Here is an 18,484-nt window from a genome sequence, read left to right as displayed (position 1 = left end):
CTAGCCCAGAGCGGACTTCACGACGTCCGCGAGCCGGCCGGCGACCGCGCGGGCCTGCTCGATGTCGGCGGCCTCTACCATCACCCGCACGAGCGGCTCCGTACCGGACGGACGCAGCAGCACCCGTCCGGTGGTGCCCAGCTCGCGCTCGGCGTCGGCCACCGCCGCGGCGAGCTCGGCGGACGTGGTCACACGGGACCTGTCCACATCGGGAACGTTGATCAGCACCTGCGGCAGTCTCTGCATGACGCCCGCCAGTTCGGCGAGGGACTTGCCGGTGGCCGCGACACGGGCCGCCAGCAGCAGGCCGGTCAGCGTGCCGTCGCCGGTCGTCGCGTGGTCGAGGATGATCACGTGGCCGGACTGCTCGCCGCCGAGCGCGTAGCCGTTCTCCTTCATCGACTCCAGCACGTAGCGGTCGCCGACCCCGGTCTGCACGACCTGGATGCCCTCGGCCTCCATGGCCAGCTTGAAGCCCAGGTTGGACATCACGGTGCCGACCACGGTGTTCTCACGCAGCTGGCCGGCCTCGCGCATGGCCAGGGCCAGCACCGCGAGGATCTGGTCGCCGTCGATCTCCTCGCCGGAGCCGTCCACGGCCAGGCAGCGGTCCGCGTCCCCGTCGTGGGCGATGCCGAAGTCGGCGCCGTGCTCGACCACGGCGGCCTTGAGCAGGCCGAGGTGGGTGGAGCCGCAGCCGTCGTTGATGTTGAGGCCGTCGGGCTCGGCGCCGATCGTGACGATCTCCGCGCCGGCCCGGGTGAAGGCCTCGGGCGAGACGTACGCGGCCGCGCCGTGCGCCTCGTCCAGGACGACCTTCATGCCGTCGAGGCGGTTGGGGAGGACCCCGATCAGGTGGGCGACGTACTTGTCGAAGCCCTCGGTGTAGTCGGAGACGCGGCCGACGCCGGAGCCGGTGGGCCGGTCCCAGGGCGCGCCGGTGCGGTGCTTCTCGTAGGTCGACTCGATGCGGTCCTCGAGCTCGTCGGCGAGCTTGTGGCCGCCGCGCGCGAAGAACTTGATGCCGTTGTCGGGCATCGCGTTGTGGCTGGCGGAGAGCATCACGCCGAGGTCGGCGCCCAGCGCACCGGTGAGATACGCCACCGCCGGGGTGGGCAGCACACCGACGCGCAGGACGTCCACGCCCGCGCTCGCGAGGCCCGCCACGACCGCGGCCTCCAGGAATTCGCCGGAGGCACGGGGATCCCGGCCGACCACTGCGGTCGCCCGGTGTCCCTCGAAGGTGCCCGCCTCGGCGAGTACGTGGGCTGCTGCCACGGAGAGGCCGAGCGCGAGCTCCGCCGTCAGATCCGCGTTGGCAACGCCGCGTACACCGTCCGTCCCGAAGAGTCGTCCCACTGTTGTCCTCCCGAGTTTCCGCTTCGCGTATGACCGCTTGTGACAGGTATTTGCCGCTTGTGGCGGTAAACGAACCGCCCCGACAGCACAGAGAGTGCTGCCGGGGCGGTTTCGTTGCAGAACAGCAGGCGCAGATTAACGCTTGCTGTACTGCGGAGCCTTACGGGCCTTCTTGAGACCGGCCTTCTTGCGCTCGACCGCACGGTCGTCGCGGGAGAGGAAGCCGGCCTTCTTCAGCGCCGGGCGGTTGTTGTCCACGTCCGCCTCGTTCAGCGCACGGGCCACACCGAGGCGCAGGGCGCCGGCCTGGCCGGACACGCCGCCACCCGAGATGCGGGCGATGACGTCGTAACGGCCGTCGAGCTCGAGGAGCTTGAAGGGCTCGTTGACTTCCTGCTGGTGCACCTTGTTGGGGAAGTAGTCCTCAAGGGTGCGGCTGTTGATCTTCCACTTGCCGGTGCCCGGAACGATCCGGACGCGGGCGATGGCGTTCTTGCGACGGCCCAGGCCGGCGGCCGGCTGGGGGTCGCCGAAGCGGCCGGCAAGGGACTCGGAGGTGTAGTCGCCCTCGACTACGGCCTCGGACTCGCTGGTGTACTCCTCGACGTTGCCCTCGAACTCGTCGACGGGGGTCGTCTCGGCGGTGGTCTCGGCCACGATGCTCCTCAGAATTTTCTACGTCTTAGGGGGTGGCCGGAACTACTGCGCGACCTGGGTGATCTCGAACGGCACCGGCTGCTGGGCAGCGTGGGGGTGCTGGTCGCCCGAGTAGACCTTCAGCTTCGAGAGCATCTGACGGCCCAGGGTGTTCTTGGGGAGCATGCCCTTGATGGCCTTCTCGACGGCCTTCTCCGGGTTGTTCGCCAGGAGGTCGTCGTAGCGCACCGAGCGGAGACCGCCCGGGTAGCCGGAGTGGCGGTACGCCATCTTCTGGGTCGCCTTGTTGCCGGACAGGTGCACCTTGTCGGCGTTGATGATGACGACGAAGTCACCCATGTCCATGTGAGGGGCATAGGTCGGCTTGTGCTTGCCGCGCAGGAGGGCAGCGGCCTGGGTCGCCAGACGGCCGAGGACAACGTCCTGAGCGTCGATGACGAGCCACTGGCGCGAGATGTCGCCGGGCTTGGGGCTGAACGTACGCACGCGTATGCCTTCGCTTCTTCAGTGGTGGGTCATCCCCGGAGCGCAAGCGCACAGGGACGGGGTCCTGACAGGGTCACCACGGACGATCACGACAGCCCTCATTCACAACGGGGACGCAACCCGTGTGAACTGCTGGTCATCGGTCCGGTGGACCGGCGCAAGGCCCTTTCACATGAGAATGAGAAAGCCAATACGCATAACAAACCAGCAGGATACCCAAGCAGACCCTTACGGGTCAAAACGCGGTCCGCGATGCCGATTCAGTCGGCGTCGCGGCGCACTCCGGTTCGGTCCTGAGTGGGGACCCCGTAGTTGTTACGGGAACCAGAGTAACCCGCCCGGGGCGCAGTGCACGACGCCCCAGCACAATCGCGAGCCCGCACAGGGTGGCGCAGTCCTTGAAAGCACGCCTCTTGTGGGCCAATTCCGAGGGCCACGGGATCAGCGCCACCTGGGGCGCCAGGGCCAGCCAGAACCAGGGCGAGCGGGGCATCGAGCCGGGCCGCACCCCCGAGGCCAGCAGCAGCGGCAGCACCACCAGGAGGTAGTGGTCGAAGGAGGGACGGGAGACCAGGAATGCGGCGAGCATCACCATGCAGGCCGTCTCGACCAGCCGCAGCTGCCCCCCGTCGCGCTCGTCCGGCCGCCGCCAGCGCCGCCAGGCGCCCCACAGCCCGGCTCCGGCGCCCGCGAAGGCCACCGCCACCGCCACCGGCTCCGGCACCCCCAGCCGCGGCAGCACCGCGATCGGCGAGGCGTCCCAGGGCAGCGCGTACGCGTCCTGCCCCTTGAGCAGGAACGGCAGGGTCTTGGTGAAGAACAGCGACGGGCTCGGCATCATCAGCGCACCGGCCAGCGAGAACCCCAGCGGCACCAGCACCGCCGCGGCCAGCCCCCGCCACCGCCGGGCGATCAGGAACAGCAGCCCGATCGGCACCAGCATGGGCTTGCACGCGATGGCGAGACCCACCACCAGCCCGGCCGTGCCCCACGAACGCCGGTGCGCGAGCAGCAGCGCCACCGGCAGCGCGGCCGCCGAGATGGCGGTCCAGTTGCCGATCAGCACGAGGTTCACGTACGGCTTGTAGGCGAGGGCGAACACCGCGAAACCGCCGACCGCGAAGCGCGAGCGCAGCGGTATCGAGAACAACCGCAGCGACGCCAGCCAGCCCACGCCCAGCAGCCCCGACATCACGACCGGCAGCAGCCACCGCAGCACCTCGTGCGGCAGCATCGCCTCCGGCACCGCCATGATCACGGCGCTGGGCAGGTAGAGGAAGCGCTTGTCCTCGTACGGGGACCCGCCCGCCAGGAGCGTCTCCGCGGCCTTGACCACGAAGGCGTTGTCGGAGCCCCAGTTCGCCCGCAGGCTCGTGGAGACGGCGATCCCGAGGAGCACCGCGAGGGAGACGACCCGCCAGGAGCGGGCGGCCGGCTGCATCAGCCAGTCGACCAGCCGGTTCCCGAAGGGCCCGCCCCCGGTGCTCCGGCCCCCGGAGCCCTGGTTCTCCCACTTCATCAGCCAGATGCTAGGCCGCAGCCCCACGACGCCTGCCCCTCACTCCACCGAGGGGGTGACGGTCTCCCCCTACCCCTAGCGCTTGCGCTCGACTCTACGTTCGTCCCAGACGGGTTCCTGAGTCTCCCGCACAACACCGTCCGAACCGAAGACCAGGTAACGGTCAAATGTGCGCGCGAACCACCGGTCGTGCGTGACGCACAGCACAGTGCCCTCGTACGCTTCCAGCCCGTCCTGCAGGGCCTCCGCGGACTCCAGGTCCAGGTTGTCCGTCGGCTCGTCCAGGAGCAGCGCCGTCGTGCCCGCCAGCTCCAGCAGCAGGATCTGGAAACGCGCCTGCTGACCGCCCGAGAGGCGCTCGAACGGCTGGTCCCCCTGGCGCTCCAGCTCGTACCGGCGCAGGGCGCCCATGGCCGCGCCGAGCGGCATCGCGCTCTCCGTCCACAGGATGTCCACGAGCGTGCGCCCGAAGAGCTCCGGGTGCGCGTGCGTCTGCGCGAAATGGCCGGGAACCACCCGTGCGCCCAGCTTCCAGGTGCCCGTGTGCTTGACGTCCTCGCCCGCCATCAGCCGCAGGAAGTGGGACTTGCCCGAGCCGTTCGAGCCCAGCACCGCGACCCGCTCGCCGTAGAAGACCTCCAGGGAGAAGGGCTGCATCAGGCCGGTGAGCTCCAGGTTCTCCACGGTCAGCGCGCGTACGCCCGTACGCCCGCCCTTGAGCCGCATCCGGATGTCCTGCTCGCGCGGCGGCTCCGGCGGCGGGCCGGCCTCCTCGAACTTCTGGAAGCGGGTCTGCATCGCCCGGTACCGCGAGGCCATGTCCGGGCTGCTCGCGGCCTGATTGCGCAGTCGCAGCACCAGCGCCCTGAGCCGCGCGTGCTCCTCGTCCCAGCGCCGCTTGAGCTCCTCGAAGCGCGCGAAGCGCTCCTTGCGGGCCTCGTGGTACGTGTCGAAGCCCGACCCGTGCACCCACACGTCGGAGCCCATCGGGCTCGCCTCCAGGCTGATGATCTTCTCGGCGGCCCGGGTCAGCAGCTCCCGGTCGTGCGAGACGAAGAGCACCGTCTTGCGGGTGGCCTTGAGCTGGTCCTCCAGCCACCGCTTGCCGGGGACGTCGAGGTAGTTGTCCGGCTCGTCGAGCAGCAGTACCTCGTCCGGCCCGCGCAGCAGCGCCTCCAGCACGAGCCGCTTCTGCTCACCGCCCGACAGCGTGCGCACCTCGCGGAACTGCGCGCTGTCGTACGGGATGGCCAGTGCGGCCATCGTGCAGACGTCCCACAGGGTCTCCGCCTCGTAGCCCTGGACGTCGGCCCAGTCGCTGAGCGCCTGCGCGTACGCCATCTGGGCGGCCTCGTCGTCCACCGTCAGGATCAGCTGCTCGGCCCGGTCCACGGCCTTCGCGGCCTCCCGGATCCGGGGCTGTGCCACGGAGACCAGCAGGTCGCGCACGGTCGTCTCGTCCCGCACGGAGCCCACGAACTGGGACATGACGCCGAGCCCGCCGCTGACGGTGACCGCGCCGCCGTGCGGCTGGAGCTCACCGGAGATCATCTTCAGCAGCGTGGTCTTGCCGGCCCCGTTCGCCCCGACCAGGGCGACGACCGACCCCTCCCCCACCCGGAAGGAGACGTCGGGGAGCAGTACCCGCCCGTCGGGAAGGTAGTACTCCAGGTGGCTGGCTTCGAGATGTCCCATGCCGGGCATTGTCCAGGTCCCGCGCCGATCCGCCCAAACGGATTAGCAGCAGCCGGCGCCCGGCAGGGTCCGCACGTTGCGCGCTTCCTTGCTGCGGGCGGCCAGCAGCTCGTCCGCCGGGTAGCCGACCTCCTCCAGGGTCAGCCCGTGCGGCTTGACCACGTGCACCGAGGAGTCCCGTACGCCGGCGGCCAGCACCTTGCCGGGCCAGTCGGTGGGCCGGTGTCCGTCCCCGACGTGCAGCAGGGCGCCGACCAGCGAGCGGACCATGTTGTGGCAGAAGGCGTCGGCGCGGACGGTCGCGGTGATGACGCCGTCCTCGGCGCGCTCCCAGCTGAGCTGCTGGAGCGTGCGGATGGTCGTGGCGCCCTCGCGCTTCTTGCAGTACGCGGCGAAGTCGTGCTCGCCGAGCAGCTGGGCGGCCGCCTCGTTCATGGCGTCCACGTCGAGCGGCCACTGGTGCCACAGCACGTGCCCGCGGCGCAGCGGGTCCACGCCGCCCTGGTGATCGCCGACGCGGTAGGCGTAGCGGCGCCAGACGGCCGAGAAGCGCGCGTTGAAGCCCTCCGGGGCCTCGGCGACCTTCCACACCCGTACGTCGTGCGGCAGCCGGCCCGCGAGACGGCGCAGCAGCTTGTCGTGGTGCTCGGCCCACACCTCCTCGGCGAGGTCGAACTGCGCGACCTGACCGCGGGCGTGCACCCCCGCGTCGGTCCGCCCGGCCACGGTCAGCTCGACCGGGTCGGACAGCCGCATCACGGTCTGCAGGGCGGACTCCAGCTCGCCCTGGACGGTCCGCAGCACGCGCTGCTTCGCCCAGCCGGAGAAGTCCTTGCCGTCGTAGCTCAGGTCCAGCCGCACCCGGACGTGCCCGGGCTCCACCTCGTCACTCACGTGACCGATCCTCTCAGAACACCCATATGCAGAACGGGCCCGCCCCGGAAGGGGGCGGGCCCGTTCAGAGCCGTTCAAGCAAGCGTGATCCCGGGGGATCAGGCCTCCTTGGTCTCCTCGGCGGGGGTCTCGACAGCCTCCGCCTCCTTGACCGCGCGCTTGGTGGCGGCCTCGGCCTCACCGGTGGCCTGCTGGGCGACCGTAAGGGCCTCGACCAGCTCGATCACGGCCATCGGGGCGTTGTCGCCACGACGGTTGCCGATCTTGGTGATGCGCGTGTAACCACCGGGGCGGTTCTCGTAGCGCGGGGCGATCTCGGTGAACAGCGTGTGCACGATGCTCTTGTCCGTGATCGTCTGCAGCACCAGGCGACGGTTGTGGATGTCGCCCTTCTTGGCCTTGGTGACCAGACGCTCGGCGTAGGGACGCAGGCGGCGGGCCTTGGCCTCGGTGGTGGTGATGCGGCCGTGCTCGAAGAGCGCCTTCGCGAGGTTCGCGAGAAGGTGCTTCTCGTGCGCGGCGGAGCCGCCCAGACGGGCACCCTTTGCGGGACGCGGCATGGTGTTACTCCTTCATATCTGCACCGGCCGTGTCAGGTACCGGTGTCAGTTCCCTCAAGCGGTTGCAAGAGGGGGCGTGGGGGGCGTGAGCCCCCCCACGAGTTCTCAGTACTGCTCGGTCTCGACGAAACCGGCGTCCGCGTCGTCGTCGGCGCCGAAGGCGTCGGCGGCGGCGGTCGGGTCGAATCCGGGCGGGCTGTCCTTGAGGGCCAGGCCCATGCCGGCCAGCTTCGCCTTGACCTCGTCGATCGACTTCGCACCGAAGTTGCGGATGTCGAGCAGGTCGGCCTCGGAACGGGCGACGAGCTCACCCACGGAGTGGATGCCCTCGCGCTTGAGGCAGTTGTACGACCGAACGGTGAGCTCGAGCTCCTCGATCGGCAGGGCGAGATCAGCGGCCAGGGCCGCGTCCGTCGGCGACGGGCCCATGTCGATGCCCTCGGCGTCGATGTTGAGCTCGCGCGCCAGACCGAACAGCTCGACCAGGGTCTTACCGGCGGACGCCATGGCGTCGCGCGGGCGCATGGCCTGCTTGGTCTCGACGTCGACGATCAGCTTGTCGAAGTCGGTGCGCTGCTCGACTCGGGTCGCCTCGACCTTGTAGGTGACCTTGAGGACCGGGCTGTAGATGGAGTCGATCGGGATGCGACCGATCTCCTGGCCCAGCTGCTTGTTCTGGACGGCGGAGACGTAGCCGCGACCGCGCTCGACGGTCAGCTCCATCTCCAGCTTGCCCTTGCCGTTGAGCGTGGCGAGGACCAGGTCCGGGTTGTGCACCTCGACACCGGCCGGGGGCGCGATGTCAGCAGCGGTGACCAGGCCGGGACCCTGCTTGCGCAGGTACATCACGACCGGCTCGTCGTGCTCCGAGGAGACGACCAGCTGCTTGATGTTGAGGATGATGTCGGTGACGTCTTCCTTGACACCCGGCACGGTGGTGAACTCGTGCAGGACGCCGTCCACGCGGATGCTGGTGACAGCGGCACCCGGGATGGAGGACAGGAGGGTGCGGCGCAGGGAGTTACCGAGGGTGTAACCGAAGCCCGGCTCCAGCGGCTCGATCACGAACCGCGAGCGGTACTCGTCGACGACCTCTTCGGTCAGCGAAGGACGCTGAGCGATAAGCATGTCTGTGTTCCTTCAGTCGTGGACGCCCACTATTTGACGTCCGACGGGCACTACGTACAGCAAGGGTACGGGCGGCACGTCCCCCCGAAGGGGTTCGTACCGCCCGAACACTCAATGACGCACAGGCGTCGCTGCATCAGAAGACGCGGCTTCCCGATTCGACGAAGCGAGAAGTCCCGCAGTCGTCAGACGCGGCGGCGCTTCGGCGGGCGGCAGCCGTTGTGCGGGGTGGGGGTGACGTCCTGGATCGAGCCGACCTCGAGGCCAGTGGCCTGGAGGGAGCGGATCGCGGTCTCGCGGCCGGAGCCCGGACCCTTGACGAAGACGTCAACCTTGCGCATGCCGTGCTCCTGCGCGCGACGGGCGGCCGACTCGGCAGCCATCTGCGCGGCGAAGGGGGTGGACTTGCGCGAGCCCTTGAAGCCGACGTGGCCGGCGGAGGCCCAGGAGATCACGTTGCCCGAGGGGTCGGTGATCGAAACGATGGTGTTGTTGAACGTGCTCTTGATGTGGGCGTGCCCGTGAGCGACGTTCTTCTTTTCCTTGCGGCGCACCTTCTTGGCAGCGCCCTGACGACCCTTGGGGGGCATCTAAATCTCCTACGGGAGGTGGTCGGTCCTACAGCGCAAGACCGCTGAACAGGACTACTTCTTGCCCGGCTTCTTCTTACCGGCGATCGCGCGACGCGGGCCCTTGCGGGTACGCGCGTTGGTGCTGGTGCGCTGACCGTGCACCGGCAGGCCACGACGGTGGCGGATGCCCTGGTAGCACTGGATCTCGATCTTGCGGCGGATGTCGCCCTGGATCTCGCGGCGGAGGTCACCCTCGGTGCGGAGGTTGGCGTCCACGTACTCGCGGATCTTGACCAGGTCCTCTTCGGCCAGGTCACGAACGCGGGTGTTCGGGTTCACACCGGTGGCCGCAAGGATTTCCTTGGACCGGGTGCGACCGACACCGAAGACGTAGGTGAGTGCGATCTCCACGCGCTTTTCGCGCGGGATGTCAACACCGGAAACGCGTGCCATTCAATGGCTCCTGTGTGTTCGGGGGTCTTCAGCAGAACCGACCCCGACCGCCGACCACCCGAAAGTGGGTGATGGTACGTCCGGGTCCCCGGCCCCCGCCGGAGGTGCCGCCGGCCCCGTACAGGGCTGGGCGGGTTCTGCGTATGTACGTTTTCTTACGTCGCGCGAAGAACTGCGGAAGGCAGGTCGGTCGGCGTGCGTCAGCCCTGGCGCTGCTTGTGGCGCAGGTTGTCGCAGATGACCATGACCCGACCGTGACGGCGGATCACCTTGCACTTGTCGCAGATCTTCTTGACGCTCGGCTTGACCTTCATGTTGGTGAGGTTCTCCGGGTCAGTGCCACCACCCGCACCGGGACGGACGCCCAGGCAGGAGTGAGAGCAAGATCTACTTGTATCGGTAGACGATCCGGCCACGCGTCAGGTCGTACGGAGACAGCTCCACAACGACCCGGTCATCCGGGAGGATGCGGATGTAGTGCATCCGCATCTTGCCGCTGATGTGCGCGAGGACCTTGTGACCGTTCTGGAGTTCCACCCGGAACATCGCGTTCGGGAGGGACTCGATCACGGTGCCCTCGATTTCGATGGCACCTTGCTTCTTGGCCACGCTTCGCCTTTCGAATCGGCTACCTTGATCGGCTCAGTGCGCCATGCAGGCATGGAAGTGCACGAGAGCCGACGAGTCAGTCTACGTCAGGGCACCCAGAAAGACGAATCCGGAAAGTTTGCCCCAAAGTCTAGATCATTAACCGAGAGGGTCCGGAGCCGTGGTGACTCCGTACTCCGCCAGCTTCGCCTTGCCGCAGTCCGGGCTGGTCAGGACGATGGGGCCGGCCTCGGTCAGCGCGATGGAGTGCTCCCAGTGCGAGGACCAGGTGCCGTCGGTGGTGATGACGGTCCAGTCGTCCGAAAGCACTTCCGTCTGGGCGGTGCCCAGGGAGACCATGGGCTCGATCGCCAGGCAGAGGCCCGGGACGAGCTTGATCCCCTTGCCCCGCTTGCGCGAGACGTAGTTCAGCAGGTGCGGGTCCATGTGCATCTCGGACCCGATGCCGTGGCCGCCGTAGTCCTCGATGATCCCGAACTTGCCGAGGCTGTGCTCACCGGTGGTGGGGCGGGGCTGGCGCTTGATGTACGTCTCGATCGCCTTGGAGATGTCGACGAGGCGGTTGCCCAGCTTCATGGCGGCGATACCGGCCCACATGGACTCCTCGGTCACCCGGGACAGCTCGACGAGCTCAGGGGCGTGCCCGGTACCCACGAAAGCGGTGTACGCGGCGTCGCCGTGCCAGCCGTCCACGATCGCGCCGGCGTCGATCGAGATGATGTCGCCGTCCTTGAGCACGGTCTTGTCGTCCGGGATGCCGTGGACGACGACCTCGTTCACCGAGGTGCAGATGGTCGCGGGGAAGCCGCCGTAGCCGAGGAAGTTCGACTTGGCACCGGCGTCCGCGATGACCTTGCGGGCCACCATGTCCAGATCCCGCGTCGTGGCGCCCGGCACGGCCGCCTCACGGGTCGCAGCGTGGATCGCGGCGACGACCAGCCCCGCCTCGCGCATCTTCGCGATCTGCTCGGGGGTCTTGATCTGGACCATGGGAAATGCCTTCCACCTTCGGATCTGCGATGTTCAGGTCTTCTCAACAGTACGGCCGCGATGCCCTGGGGACACCGCGGCCGTACCTGCACACAAAGGGTGACTACTTCTTGAGGGCGTCCATCGCGCGCTTCGTGACGTCCGCGACCTCACCGAGGGCCGGGATGGTCACCAGCAGGCCCTGGGCCTTGTAGTAGTCGATGATCGGCTCGGTCTGCGTGTGGTAGACCTCCAGCCGGTTGCGGACCGTGGCCTCGGAGTCGTCACCGCGCTGGTAGAGCTCGCCGCCACAGGTGTCGCAGACGCCCTCGGCCTTCGCCGGGGCGTACGTCACGTGGAAGACGTGCGCGGAGTCGTTACGGCAGATCCGGCGACCGGCGATCCGCTTGACGACCTCGTCCTCCTCGACCTCCAGGTCGAGGACGGCGTCGAGCTTCATGCCCTCGGCCTGCAGCATCACGTCGAGCGCCTCGGCCTGGGAGACGTTGCGCGGGAAACCGTCGAGCAGGAAGCCGTTCACGGCGTCCTGCTGCTCCATACGGTCCTTCGCCATGCCGATGGTCACCTCGTCGGGGACCAGGTCGCCGGCGTCCATGAACGCCTTCGCCTGCTTGCCCAGCTCGGTGCCCTGGCTGATGTTGGCCCGGAACAGGTCGCCCGTGGAGATGTGCGGAATCGACAGGTTCTTGGCAAGGAACGCGGCCTGCGTTCCCTTGCCGGCACCGGGCGGTCCAACGAGGACGATTCGCATCAGCGGAGGAACCCTTCGTAATTACGCTGCTGGAGCTGGCTCTCGATCTGCTTCACGGTTTCCAGACCCACACCCACGATGATCAGGATGCTCGTCCCGCCGAACGGGAAGTTCTGGTTCGCTCCGAAGCCCGCCAACGCCATCGTCGGCACAAGAGCGATGAGACCCAGGTACAGCGACCCCGGCCAGGTGATCCGGTTGAGTACGTAGCTGAGGTACTCGGCGGTGGGTCGACCGGCGCGGATACCCGGGATGAACCCACCATACTTCTTCATGTTGTCTGCAACTTCCTCGGGGTTGAACGAGATCGCCACGTAGAAGAACGCGAAGAAAACGATCAGGAGGAAGTACACCGCGATGTAGTAGGGGTGGTCGCCCTTGACGAAGTGCTTCTGGATCCAGGTGGCCCAGCCCGCGGTGGACCCGCTGAACTGCACGACCAGCGCCGGGATGTAGAGCAGCGACGAGGCGAAGATGACGGGGATGATACCCGCCTGGTTCACCTTGAGCGGGATGTAGGTCGACGTACCGCCGTACGCACGGCGGCCGATCATGCGCTTCGCGTACTGGACCGGGATCCGGCGCTGCGCCTGCTCGACGAAGACCACCAGGCCGACCATCGCGAGGCCGACCAGCATGACGACGCCGAACTCGACCCAGCCGTCCGCGATCTTGCCCTGGAGCTTGATCTGCCAGAGGGCGCCGATGAAGCCGGCGGCGATCGAGATGAACATGAGGATCGACATGCCATTGCCGATGCCGCGGTCGGTGATGAGCTCACCGAGCCACATGACGACGCAGGTACCGGCGGTCATGGTGACCACCATGACGACCGTGGTGAAGATCGACCGGTCGGGGACGATCTGGCTGGCGACCTGGCAACCCTGGAACAGGGCACCGGTGCGGGCCGTGGCGACGAGGCCCGTGCCCTGCAGGATCGCGAGCGCGACCGTCAGATAGCGCGTGTACTGAGTGATCTTCGCCGTGCCGGACTGTCCCTCTTTTTTGAGGGTCTCCAGCTTCGGGATGACCACGGTCAGCAGCTGCAGAATGATGCTCGCCGTGATGTAGGGCATGATGCCGAGCGCGAAGATCGTGATCTGCAGCAGCGCACCGCCGCTGAACATGTTGACCAGACCGAACAGCCCGTTGCTGCTGCCTGCCTGGTCGACACAGATCTGAACGTTCTTGTAGCTCACGCCGGGAACCGGGATGTGGGACCCGAGCCGGAACAGCACGATGATGCCGAGCGTGAAGAGCAGCTTCTTGCGCAGGTCGGGCGTCTTGAACGCCCGGGCGAACGCGGTGAGCACGGTGCCTCCTGCGACCCCCGCGCTACTGCGTCAGAGGTGACGGTCTGAGGGATCGACGTATACGACAAAGCAAAGGTGCACGCCACCTTACCGGCGAGTGTGCCTTCCGTGGAACGACCAACCGGGGATGCCCCATATGTGAGGCATCCCCGGTCGGGTTTCGTGCTATTCAGCCACTGAAATCGTCTTAGACGAGCTCGGTGACGGTGCCGCCGGCAGCGGCGATCTTCTCCTTGGCGGAGGCGGAGACGGCGTCAACCGAAACCTGCAGCGCCACGGAGATCTCGCCCTGGCCCAGGACCTTGACGAGGCTGTTCTTGCGAACCGCGCCCTTGGCGACCAGGTCGGCCACCGTGACTTCTCCACCCTCGGGGTAGAGAGCGCCGAGCTTGTCCAGGTTCACGACCTGGAACTCGGTGCGGAACGGGTTCTTGAAGCCCTTGAGCTTCGGCAGGCGCATGTGGAGGGGCATCTGCCCACCCTCGAAGCGCACCGGGATCTGGTAACGGGCCTTCTGGCCCTTGGTACCACGACCTGCCGTCTTACCCTTCGACGCCTCACCACGACCGACACGGGTCTTCGCGGTCTTGGCACCGGGGGCGGGACGGAGGTTGTGGGCCTTCAGCGGGCTGTTCTCAGCCATGTTAGTCAACCTCCTCAACCGTCACGAGGTGGCGGACGGTCTGCACCATTCCGCGGAACTCGGGGCGGTCCTCCTTGACGACCACGTCGTTCAGGCGCTTGAGCCCGAGCGAACGCAGAGTGTCGCGGTGGTTCTGCTTGCTACCGATGTACGACTTCGTCTGCGTGATCTTGAGGCGAGCCATTACGCACCCGCCCCAGCACGTGCACGAAGCAGAGCCGCGGGGGCGACGTCCTCGAGGGGCAGACCACGGCGAGCCGCGATCTCCTCGGGACGCTGCAGGCCCTTGAGGGCCGCCACGGTCGCGTGCACGATGTTGATCGCGTTCGAAGAGCCGAGCGACTTCGACAGGATGTCGTGAACGCCGGCGCACTCCAGAACGGCGCGCACCGGACCACCGGCGATAACACCGGTACCGGGGGAAGCCGGCTTCAGGAGCACGACGCCCGCGGCACGCTCGCCCGTGATCGGGTGAGGGATCGTGCCCTGGATGCGCGGAACCTTGAAGAAGCTCTTCTTGGCTTCCTCGACACCCTTGGCGATGGCCGCGGGAACTTCCTTGGCCTTGCCGTAACCGACACCTACAGTGCCGTCACCGTCGCCCACCACGACCAGCGCGGTGAAGCTGAAGCGGCGACCACCCTTGACAACCTTGGCGACGCGGTTGATCGCGACAACGCGCTCAACGTAAGCGGTCTTCTCGGCGGCAGGGCCACCGTCGCGACCCTTCCGGTCCCGCCGCTCGCCGCCACCGGCACCGCTTCCGCGGCGCTGGGGTCCAGCCATTGGATTACCTCTCTCTGTTACGTCCGTTAGTCCCGGAACCGGGGCTTAGAACTTCAGCCCGGCTTCGCGGGCGGCGTCAGCCAGAGCGGCAATGCGCCCGGCGTATCGGTTGCCACCGCGGTCGAACACGACGGTCTCGACTCCCGCAGCCTTCGCACGCTCGGCGACGAGCGCGCCGACGGCCTGGGCCTGGGCGCTCTTGTCGCCTTCGCCACCGCGGATCGAGGTGTCCAGGGTCGACGCGGACGCCAGGGTGTGACCCTGGAGGTCGTCGATGACCTGAGCAACGATGTTGCGGTTCGAACGCGTCACGACGAGGCGCGGACGCTCCGCCGTACCCGACACGTTCTTGCGAATGCGGATGTGGCGGCGGGCCTTGGCAGCGCGCTTGTACGCGTCGCCCTTGGCGATCTTCACACCGTATGCCATGGCTACTTACCAGCCTTTCCGACCTTGCGGCGGATGACTTCGCCGGCGTACTTGACACCCTTGGCCTTGTACGGGTCGGGCTTCCGCAGCTTGCGGATGTTGGCGGCGACCTCGCCGACCTTCTGCTTGTCGATGCCCTCGACCGAGAACTTGGTCGGCGACTCGACCTTGAAGGAGATGCCCTCGGGCGCCTCCACCAGGATCGGGTGGCTGTAGCCCAGCTGGAACTCCAGGTTGGAGCCCTTCGCCAGGACACGGTAACCGACACCGCTGATCTCGAGAGCCTTGACGTATCCCGTGGTCACACCGGTGATCATGTTCGCCACCAGCGTGCGGGACAGGCCGTGCAGGGCCTTGTTCTGACGCTCGTCGTTCGGGCGGGTGACGTTCAGAACGCCGTCCTCACCCTTGACGATTGCGATGGGCGCCTTGACGGTGTGAGCGAGAGAGCCCTTGGGGCCCTTCACGGCGACCGTCTGGCCATCGATGGTGACGTCCACACCGGCGGGAACCTGGATGGGGAGCTTGCCGATTCGCGACATTGCTTTTCCTCCGTTCCCGACTACCAGACGTAGGCGAGGACTTCCCCACCTACGCCCTTCTTGCCTGCCTGCTGACCGGTCAGGAGACCGTGGGACGTGGAGATGATCGCCACGCCCAGGCCGCCGAGGACCTTCGGCAGGTTGGTGGACTTCGCGTACACGCGCAGACCGGGCTTCGAGATCCGCTTGATGCCCGCAATGGAGCGCTCGCGGTTCGGCCCGAACTTCAGCTCGAGGACGAGGTTCTTGCCGACCTCGGCGTCCTCGACCTTCCAGCCGGTGATGAAACCCTCCTGCTTGAGGATCTCTGCGATGTGCGACTTGATCTTGCTGTGCGGCATCACGACGGTGTCGTGGTACGCCGAGTTAGCGTTACGCAGACGCGTGAGCATGTCTGCGATCGGGTCAGTCATGGTCATGAAGTGGCCTTCGGCCTCTCTCGCCGGGGTTTCCTGTATGCGCCATCCCTCTCCCCACTCAGTGGCGGGACGGGTGCGGTGCGGGGACCTACGGCGTAGTAAGTCGTTATGGGCGGCGGACGCCCAACCACACAAGCCTAAGGCATGCGCGGCTGGGCACCCACCGTCCAGATGCTTACCGAGAGTGCCTGGTACTCCCCAAGTCCTTACGGACGAGGGTGAATTACCAGGAGCTCTTGGTCACGCCCGGCAGCTCGCCACGGTGAGCCATCTCACGAAGGCACACGCGGCACAGGCCGAACTTGCGGTACACGGAGTGGGGGCGACCGCAGCGCTGGCAGCGGGTGTACGCACGCACACCGAACTTGGGCTTACGGGCAGCCTTCGCGATAAGAGCCTTCTTCGCCATCTCGCTTACGCCTCCTTGAAGGGGAAGCCGAGGTGACGAAGGAGGGCACGGCCCTCGTCGTCGTTGGTCGCCGTGGTGACCACGGTGATGTCCATACCCCGGGTACGGTCGATCTTGTCCTGGTCGATCTCGTGGAACATGACCTGCTCCGTGAGACCGAAGGTGTAGTTGCCACGGCCGTCGAACTGCTTCGGCGACAGACCACGGAAGTCACGGATACGCGGCAGCGCGAGCGACAGCGTACGGTCCAGGAACTCCCACATGCGGTCACCACGGAGGGTGACGTGGCAGCCGATCGGCTGACCCTCACGCAGCTTGAACTGCGCGATGGACTTCCGGGCCTTCGTGACGGCCGGCTTCTGACCGGTGATCGTCGTCAGGTCCTTGATGGCGCCGTCGATCAGCTTGGAGTCGCGGGCGGCGTCGCCCACACCCATGTTGACCACGATCTTCACGAGGCCGGGGATCTGCATGACGTTCTCGTAGGAGAACTCCTCACGCAGCTTGCCCGCGATGTCCTCGCGGTACTTCGTCTTGAGACGCGGAGTGGTAGCCATCAGATGTCCTCACCCGTCCGCTTGGCAACGCGGATCTTGTTGCCCTCGTCGTCGAAGCGGTAGCCGACGCGGGTGACGACCTTCGTGCCGTCCTTCTCCACAACCAGCTGAACGTTGCTGACGTGGACCGGGGCCTCGGTGATCACAATGCCACCGGCCTGGTTCTGCGCAGCCTTGGTGTGCTTCTTGACCCGGTTGACACCCTCGACGAGGACACGGTTGTCGGCGGGGAAGGCAACGATGACCTTGCCCTGCTTGCCCTTGTCCTTACCGGTGATGACCTGGACCAGGTCGCCCTTCTTGATCTTCATGCTTACAGCACCTCCGGCGCGAGCGAGATGATCTTCATGAACTTCTTCTCGCGCAGCTCACGGCCCACCGGGCCGAAGATACGGGTGCCGCGAGGGTCGCCGTCGTTCTTCAGAATGACGGCGGCGTTCTCGTCAAAGCGGATGTACGAGCCGTCCTGGCGGCGACGCTCCTTGACGGTGCGAACGATGACAGCCTTGACGACGTCACCCTTCTTCACGTTGCCACCGGGGATCGCGTCCTTGACGGTGGCGACAATGACGTCACCGATGCCCGCGTAGCGGCGACCGGAACCACCGAGAACACGGATGCAAAGGATTTCCTTGGCACCAGTGTTGTCGGCGATACGCAGTCGCGACTCCTGCTGGATCACGTGTATCTCCTGTTTGTCTGCCGGTTCCCGGCGGGGGCTTCACTCCGGAGAGCGTCGCCCCCACCGAGCCTGGCGGAACGAACCTGAGGGAAACCCCTCAGATAATTACTTGGCCTTCTCGAGGATCTCGACGATGCGCCAGCGCTTGCTCGCCGACAGCGGACGCGTCTCCATGATGATGACGCGGTCGCCGACGCCGGCAGCGTTCTGCTCGTCGTGAGCCTTGAGCTTGTTCGTACGGCGGATGACCTTGCCGTACAGGGCGTGCTTCACGCGGTCCTCGACAGCGACGACGACGGTCTTGTCCATCTTGTCGCTGACGACGAGACCCTCACGGGTCTTGCGGAAGCCGCGGTCAGTCGTCTCAGTCACGTTCTTCTCGCTCATCAGGCGCTCTCCACCGTCTCGATACCGAGCTCACGCTCGTGCATCAGGGTGTAGATGCGAGCGATGTCCTTACGGACGGACCTGAGCCGGCCGTTGTTCTCCAGCTGACCCGTGGCCGCCTGGAAGCGGAGCTTGAACAGCTCCTCCTTGGCCTCGCGCAGCTTGCCAACGAGCTCCTCGTTGCCGAGCTCACGCAGCTCGGACGCCTTGGTTCCCGTCGCCATCACGACTCACCTGCCTCGCGCCGAACAATCCGGCACTTCATCGGAAGCTTGTGAGCAGCGCGGGTGAGCGCCTCACGAGCAATCTTCTCGTTCGGGTAGGACAGCTCGAACATGACCCGGCCCGGGTGCACGTTGGCGATCCACCACTCGGGAGAACCCTTACCGGAACCCATGCGGGTTTCGGCCGGCTTCTTCGTCAGCGGGCGGTCCGGGTAGATGTTGATCCAGACCTTGCCGCCACGCTTGATGTGGCGGGTCATCGCAATACGAGCCGCCTCGATCTGGCGGTTCGTCACGTACGCCGGGGTCAGCGCCTGGATGCCGTACTCGCCGAACGAGACCTCAGTACCGCCCTTGGCCATACCACTGCGCTTCGGGTGGTGCTGCTTGCGGTGCTTGACCCTACGAGGGATCAGCATG

The 18,484-nt window shown here is 66.8% G+C and carries 28 protein-coding genes; all 28 read right to left on the bottom strand.

What is annotated here, in order from left to right:
• The 28 genes from glmM to rplP all read right to left on the bottom strand — a co-directional run bounded on the left by glmM (position 1) and on the right by rplP (position 18,483).
• Positions 1–1,359, bottom strand: a complete 1,359-nt coding sequence (gene glmM / locus ACIQZO_RS07590; RefSeq protein ID WP_403621541.1) for a phosphoglucosamine mutase — start codon at positions 1,357–1,359, stop codon at positions 1–3.
• A 135-nt stretch (positions 1,360–1,494) separates the two neighbouring features.
• Complete coding sequence (rpsI, locus tag ACIQZO_RS07585; protein WP_403621538.1) at positions 1,495–2,016, bottom strand: 30S ribosomal protein S9; 522 nt, start codon at positions 2,014–2,016, stop codon at positions 1,495–1,497.
• A gap of 42 nt (positions 2,017–2,058) precedes the next feature.
• A complete protein-coding gene (rplM, locus tag ACIQZO_RS07580) occupies positions 2,059–2,502 on the bottom strand; it encodes a 50S ribosomal protein L13 (RefSeq protein WP_403621535.1) in 444 nt (147 codons plus the stop codon).
• Positions 2,503–2,737: 235 nt separating this feature from the next.
• Positions 2,738–4,021: a glycosyltransferase family 87 protein gene (locus ACIQZO_RS07575; protein WP_403621532.1), complete on the bottom strand. Its 1,284-nt coding sequence runs from the start codon at positions 4,019–4,021 to the stop codon at positions 2,738–2,740.
• A 75-nt stretch (positions 4,022–4,096) separates the two neighbouring features.
• Positions 4,097–5,725 (bottom strand): ABC-F family ATP-binding cassette domain-containing protein, encoded by a 1,629-nt coding sequence (locus tag ACIQZO_RS07570; RefSeq protein ID WP_403621529.1) that lies wholly within the window; start codon positions 5,723–5,725, stop codon positions 4,097–4,099.
• Between the two features lie 33 nt (positions 5,726–5,758).
• Positions 5,759–6,610 (bottom strand): tRNA pseudouridine(38-40) synthase TruA, encoded by an 852-nt coding sequence (truA, locus tag ACIQZO_RS07565; RefSeq protein ID WP_403621526.1) that lies wholly within the window; start codon positions 6,608–6,610, stop codon positions 5,759–5,761.
• Between the two features lie 98 nt (positions 6,611–6,708).
• Positions 6,709–7,170: a 50S ribosomal protein L17 gene (gene rplQ / locus ACIQZO_RS07560; RefSeq protein ID WP_030154710.1), complete on the bottom strand. Its 462-nt coding sequence runs from the start codon at positions 7,168–7,170 to the stop codon at positions 6,709–6,711.
• Positions 7,171–7,275: 105 nt separating this feature from the next.
• Positions 7,276–8,298 carry a DNA-directed RNA polymerase subunit alpha gene (locus ACIQZO_RS07555; RefSeq protein WP_008739666.1) on the bottom strand — a complete coding sequence of 341 codons (1,023 nt, stop codon included), beginning with the start codon at positions 8,296–8,298 and terminating at the stop codon, positions 7,276–7,278.
• Positions 8,299–8,483: 185 nt separating this feature from the next.
• Positions 8,484–8,888 carry a 30S ribosomal protein S11 gene (gene rpsK / locus ACIQZO_RS07550; RefSeq protein WP_003956432.1) on the bottom strand — a complete coding sequence of 135 codons (405 nt, stop codon included), beginning with the start codon at positions 8,886–8,888 and terminating at the stop codon, positions 8,484–8,486.
• A gap of 54 nt (positions 8,889–8,942) precedes the next feature.
• Positions 8,943–9,323 carry a 30S ribosomal protein S13 gene (rpsM, locus tag ACIQZO_RS07545; protein ID WP_069921529.1) on the bottom strand — a complete coding sequence of 127 codons (381 nt, stop codon included), beginning with the start codon at positions 9,321–9,323 and terminating at the stop codon, positions 8,943–8,945.
• Between the two features lie 200 nt (positions 9,324–9,523).
• The gene (gene rpmJ, locus ACIQZO_RS07540) at positions 9,524–9,637 is read right to left on the bottom strand and encodes a 50S ribosomal protein L36 (protein WP_003956441.1); all 114 of its coding nucleotides are present in this window, start codon (positions 9,635–9,637) and stop codon (positions 9,524–9,526) included.
• A 73-nt stretch (positions 9,638–9,710) separates the two neighbouring features.
• A complete protein-coding gene (gene infA, locus ACIQZO_RS07535; protein WP_014047798.1) occupies positions 9,711–9,932 on the bottom strand; it encodes a translation initiation factor IF-1 in 222 nt (73 codons plus the stop codon).
• 138 nt (positions 9,933–10,070) lie between these two features.
• A complete protein-coding gene (gene map, locus ACIQZO_RS07530) occupies positions 10,071–10,922 on the bottom strand; it encodes a type I methionyl aminopeptidase (RefSeq protein ID WP_109778530.1) in 852 nt (283 codons plus the stop codon).
• Between the two features lie 103 nt (positions 10,923–11,025).
• Positions 11,026–11,673 (bottom strand): adenylate kinase, encoded by a 648-nt coding sequence (locus ACIQZO_RS07525; protein WP_403621521.1) that lies wholly within the window; start codon positions 11,671–11,673, stop codon positions 11,026–11,028.
• Positions 11,673–12,986: a preprotein translocase subunit SecY gene (gene secY, locus ACIQZO_RS07520; protein ID WP_403621518.1), complete on the bottom strand. Its 1,314-nt coding sequence runs from the start codon at positions 12,984–12,986 to the stop codon at positions 11,673–11,675. The genes ACIQZO_RS07525 and secY overlap by 1 nt, the downstream gene beginning before the upstream one ends.
• A gap of 187 nt (positions 12,987–13,173) precedes the next feature.
• Positions 13,174–13,629 (bottom strand): 50S ribosomal protein L15, encoded by a 456-nt coding sequence (gene rplO, locus ACIQZO_RS07515; protein WP_403621515.1) that lies wholly within the window; start codon positions 13,627–13,629, stop codon positions 13,174–13,176.
• A gap of 1 nt (position 13,630) precedes the next feature.
• Positions 13,631–13,813, bottom strand: a complete 183-nt coding sequence (gene rpmD, locus ACIQZO_RS07510) for a 50S ribosomal protein L30 (protein ID WP_053682614.1) — start codon at positions 13,811–13,813, stop codon at positions 13,631–13,633.
• On the bottom strand, positions 13,813–14,415 hold the full coding sequence (rpsE, locus tag ACIQZO_RS07505) for a 30S ribosomal protein S5 (protein ID WP_073912880.1): 603 nt from the start codon (positions 14,413–14,415) through the stop codon (positions 13,813–13,815). The genes rpmD and rpsE overlap by 1 nt, the downstream gene beginning before the upstream one ends.
• A 45-nt stretch (positions 14,416–14,460) precedes the next feature.
• Positions 14,461–14,844, bottom strand: a complete 384-nt coding sequence (gene rplR / locus ACIQZO_RS07500) for a 50S ribosomal protein L18 (RefSeq protein ID WP_008739696.1) — start codon at positions 14,842–14,844, stop codon at positions 14,461–14,463.
• Positions 14,845–14,846: 2 nt separating this feature from the next.
• On the bottom strand, positions 14,847–15,386 hold the full coding sequence (gene rplF / locus ACIQZO_RS07495) for a 50S ribosomal protein L6 (RefSeq protein ID WP_109778528.1): 540 nt from the start codon (positions 15,384–15,386) through the stop codon (positions 14,847–14,849).
• A gap of 20 nt (positions 15,387–15,406) precedes the next feature.
• A complete protein-coding gene (rpsH, locus tag ACIQZO_RS07490) occupies positions 15,407–15,805 on the bottom strand; it encodes a 30S ribosomal protein S8 (RefSeq protein ID WP_007265911.1) in 399 nt (132 codons plus the stop codon).
• A gap of 223 nt (positions 15,806–16,028) precedes the next feature.
• Positions 16,029–16,214 carry a type Z 30S ribosomal protein S14 gene (locus ACIQZO_RS07485; protein ID WP_003956452.1) on the bottom strand — a complete coding sequence of 62 codons (186 nt, stop codon included), beginning with the start codon at positions 16,212–16,214 and terminating at the stop codon, positions 16,029–16,031.
• Positions 16,215–16,219: 5 nt separating this feature from the next.
• Entirely contained in the window at positions 16,220–16,771 is a 552-nt protein-coding gene (gene rplE / locus ACIQZO_RS07480; RefSeq protein ID WP_030388859.1) for a 50S ribosomal protein L5, read from the bottom strand.
• The gene (rplX, locus tag ACIQZO_RS07475; RefSeq protein WP_403621510.1) at positions 16,771–17,082 is read right to left on the bottom strand and encodes a 50S ribosomal protein L24; all 312 of its coding nucleotides are present in this window, start codon (positions 17,080–17,082) and stop codon (positions 16,771–16,773) included. Before rplX ends, rplE begins: the two co-directional genes overlap by 1 nt.
• A gap of 2 nt (positions 17,083–17,084) precedes the next feature.
• A complete protein-coding gene (gene rplN, locus ACIQZO_RS07470) occupies positions 17,085–17,453 on the bottom strand; it encodes a 50S ribosomal protein L14 (RefSeq protein WP_008739701.1) in 369 nt (122 codons plus the stop codon).
• 105 nt (positions 17,454–17,558) lie between these two features.
• A complete protein-coding gene (rpsQ, locus tag ACIQZO_RS07465; RefSeq protein WP_112447744.1) occupies positions 17,559–17,840 on the bottom strand; it encodes a 30S ribosomal protein S17 in 282 nt (93 codons plus the stop codon).
• A complete protein-coding gene (rpmC, locus tag ACIQZO_RS07460) occupies positions 17,840–18,064 on the bottom strand; it encodes a 50S ribosomal protein L29 (RefSeq protein WP_073912892.1) in 225 nt (74 codons plus the stop codon). The genes rpsQ and rpmC overlap by 1 nt, the downstream gene beginning before the upstream one ends.
• Positions 18,064–18,483 carry a 50S ribosomal protein L16 gene (rplP, locus tag ACIQZO_RS07455; protein WP_112447745.1) on the bottom strand — a complete coding sequence of 140 codons (420 nt, stop codon included), beginning with the start codon at positions 18,481–18,483 and terminating at the stop codon, positions 18,064–18,066. The genes rpmC and rplP overlap by 1 nt, the downstream gene beginning before the upstream one ends.
• Position 18,484 lies beyond the last annotated feature (1 nt).

Origin of the sequence: Streptomyces sp. NPDC097617 (genome assembly GCF_044761485.1) — a bacterium.
Classification (GTDB): Bacteria; Actinomycetota; Actinomycetes; order Streptomycetales; family Streptomycetaceae; genus Streptomyces.
Note: the sequence above shows the minus strand (reverse complement) of the source record. Positions and strands in the feature narration are given on the sequence as shown.

Bases quoted from the DNA above. Each gene is read 5' to 3' on its own strand.
- map (WP_109778530.1), bottom strand. From the start codon at position 10,922: ATGGTCCAGATCAAGACCCCCGAGCAGATCGCGAAGATGCGCGAGGCG.
- ACIQZO_RS07570 (WP_403621529.1), bottom strand. From the start codon at position 5,725: ATGCCCGGCATGGGACATCTCGAAGCCAGCCACCTGGAGTACTACCTT.
- rplX (WP_403621510.1), bottom strand. From the start codon at position 17,082: ATGAAGATCAAGAAGGGCGACCTGGTCCAGGTCATCACCGGTAAGGAC.
- rpsH (WP_007265911.1), bottom strand. From the start codon at position 15,805: ATGACCATGACTGACCCGATCGCAGACATGCTCACGCGTCTGCGTAAC.
- rplE (WP_030388859.1), bottom strand. From the start codon at position 16,771: ATGGCTACCACTCCGCGTCTCAAGACGAAGTACCGCGAGGACATCGCG.
- rpsK (WP_003956432.1), bottom strand. From the start codon at position 8,888: ATGCCCCCCAAGGGTCGTCAGGGCGCTGCCAAGAAGGTGCGCCGCAAG.
- rplR (WP_008739696.1), bottom strand. From the start codon at position 14,844: ATGGCATACGGTGTGAAGATCGCCAAGGGCGACGCGTACAAGCGCGCT.
- ACIQZO_RS07555 (WP_008739666.1), bottom strand. From the start codon at position 8,298: ATGCTTATCGCTCAGCGTCCTTCGCTGACCGAAGAGGTCGTCGACGAG.
- rplQ (WP_030154710.1), bottom strand. From the start codon at position 7,170: ATGCCGCGTCCCGCAAAGGGTGCCCGTCTGGGCGGCTCCGCCGCGCAC.
- rplF (WP_109778528.1), bottom strand. From the start codon at position 15,386: ATGTCGCGAATCGGCAAGCTCCCCATCCAGGTTCCCGCCGGTGTGGAC.
- ACIQZO_RS07485 (WP_003956452.1), bottom strand. From the start codon at position 16,214: ATGGCGAAGAAGGCTCTTATCGCGAAGGCTGCCCGTAAGCCCAAGTTC.
- ACIQZO_RS07575 (WP_403621532.1), bottom strand. From the start codon at position 4,021: ATGAAGTGGGAGAACCAGGGCTCCGGGGGCCGGAGCACCGGGGGCGGG.
- rpmJ (WP_003956441.1), bottom strand. From the start codon at position 9,637: ATGAAGGTCAAGCCGAGCGTCAAGAAGATCTGCGACAAGTGCAAGGTG.
- ACIQZO_RS07525 (WP_403621521.1), bottom strand. From the start codon at position 11,673: ATGCGAATCGTCCTCGTTGGACCGCCCGGTGCCGGCAAGGGAACGCAG.
- rpsE (WP_073912880.1), bottom strand. From the start codon at position 14,415: ATGGCTGGACCCCAGCGCCGCGGAAGCGGTGCCGGTGGCGGCGAGCGG.
- rpmC (WP_073912892.1), bottom strand. From the start codon at position 18,064: ATGGCGACGGGAACCAAGGCGTCCGAGCTGCGTGAGCTCGGCAACGAG.
- rpsM (WP_069921529.1), bottom strand. From the start codon at position 9,323: ATGGCACGCGTTTCCGGTGTTGACATCCCGCGCGAAAAGCGCGTGGAG.
- rplP (WP_112447745.1), bottom strand. From the start codon at position 18,483: ATGCTGATCCCTCGTAGGGTCAAGCACCGCAAGCAGCACCACCCGAAG.
- rplO (WP_403621515.1), bottom strand. From the start codon at position 13,629: ATGGCTGAGAACAGCCCGCTGAAGGCCCACAACCTCCGTCCCGCCCCC.
- rpmD (WP_053682614.1), bottom strand. From the start codon at position 13,813: ATGGCTCGCCTCAAGATCACGCAGACGAAGTCGTACATCGGTAGCAAG.
- rpsQ (WP_112447744.1), bottom strand. From the start codon at position 17,840: ATGAGCGAGAAGAACGTGACTGAGACGACTGACCGCGGCTTCCGCAAG.